Source organism: Prosthecobacter dejongeii, assembly GCF_014203045.1.
GTDB classification, from domain to species: domain Bacteria; phylum Verrucomicrobiota; class Verrucomicrobiia; order Verrucomicrobiales; family Verrucomicrobiaceae; genus Prosthecobacter; species Prosthecobacter dejongeii.
The window spans coordinates 1-1,404 of the sequence record NZ_JACHIF010000022.1; the positions used below are offsets into that span (position 1 = coordinate 1).

Below are 1,404 nucleotides of genomic sequence, written 5' to 3' on the forward strand. Positions count from 1 at the left end.
CCCGGACTATGCAGTAGAGTAGACCAGAGGTGCGGTTAGAGTCTCGATTTTGCTAAAGATGGCGTCCATCCAGGGGCGTTTTTTGCGGGGCAGCGAAAGCTTGAGCACCGTTTTGCGCGCGTGCTGGCTGACCCAACCGCCTATTGCAAAGCATTGGGAGCGTAGCGTGCCCAAGGTGGCCTGGTTGTGGCTGTTGAGTCCAAAGTGCCGGAACAGGCTCACTAGGTTGTAAGCCACCATGATGAAGCGGAACGATGCCTCGGTGGCCCAGAAGTCCTGTAGGCAGAACGCATCCAGCCCAAAGTCTTGCTTCAATTCCCGGATGCGGTTCTCACAGTCCGCCCGGCTGTTGTAGATGTTCCAGACTTGGTCCAGCGGCAGCTCCAAGTTGGTCACATACAGGCTGAAGCGGTAGTCGGGCAGATCCTCAAAGAGCAGCTTGCCTCCGGCCAGTGGACGGCGGCTGACTTGCTTGCGCACCACGATATGACGCCGCGCCTTGGCCCCGGCAGCGGCGGGCTGATGCCGCCACTCCTTGACCGCGATGCCTGGGCAGACCTCCACCCAATCCTTCATGCCATGGATCTCGTTTTTGAGGTTGGCGTAGGCTCGTGCGGCAATGATGTAGCCCAGGCCGCGCTGCTCCAGCGTGCTTAAAATCTCGTGGGTGTAAAAGCCGCTGTCGGCCCTCACCAAGCCCACCTTCACGCCCTGGAGCGCCTCGTCGAAGGTCTCGCGCATGAACTCCACGCAGTTGGAGCAGGCCGCCGTGTTGCCTGGGCGCAGCCAGGCGTTGGCCACCATGCGTGTCTGGCTGATGAAGGCCATGAGAGGGTGGTGCGAGTTGCGCCCACGCCGGTTGGGGTTGTAGCCTTTGGCGGAACCTTCTTGGCTGCCCTCCCGTGTGATGACCGTGCTGTCAAAGTCCACCGTGACAGCACCCACGCTGATCTGGGAGAAAAACCAGCGCTGCAATGGAGGGAACACCGCCGTGTTGCGCGCCTGGGAGAACTTGCCAAAGAATCGGCTGTAGGTGCTCTGGCTGGGCAAGGTCTGATGCTCAAAGATCGCCGCCAGGCTCTGGTCCTGCCGCAGCCAGTCGCAGTGGATGTAGCGGCTGGCACCCGTCCAGATGCCCAGCCAGAAGCTCTCGATAATGTGCACAGGGTCATAAGCCCGGTTGGAGCCTCCCTGCGGCAGGTCCAGGGTGGCCAGATGCTTGAGGATGCCGGTCTGGTCGACAAAACGCTTCATGAGCGCCATGCCGCCAAAGGGCGTCACCGGCTTGTCAGAATACTCAATGGGTAGCTTCACCATGAGGGTGAAGCATGCCATAGGTGTCAATCCCACACAGCGTCAATACCTTCGCTCACAACACCTCGCGCCTATTGCATCATCCGGGTT

The 1,404-nt window shown here is 60.3% G+C and carries 1 protein-coding gene; it reads right to left on the bottom strand.

The window, feature by feature from the left end; genetic code table 11:
• Positions 1-6 precede the first annotated feature (6 nt).
• Positions 7-1,335, bottom strand: coding sequence for an IS1380 family transposase (locus HNQ64_RS23770; protein WP_184213372.1), 1,329 nt, complete (start codon positions 1,333-1,335; stop codon positions 7-9).
• Between the last annotated feature and the right edge of the window lie 69 nt (positions 1,336-1,404).

Bases quoted from the DNA above. Each gene is read 5' to 3' on its own strand.
- HNQ64_RS23770 (WP_184213372.1), bottom strand. From the start codon at position 1,335: ATGGCATGCTTCACCCTCATGGTGAAGCTACCCATTGAGTATTCTGAC.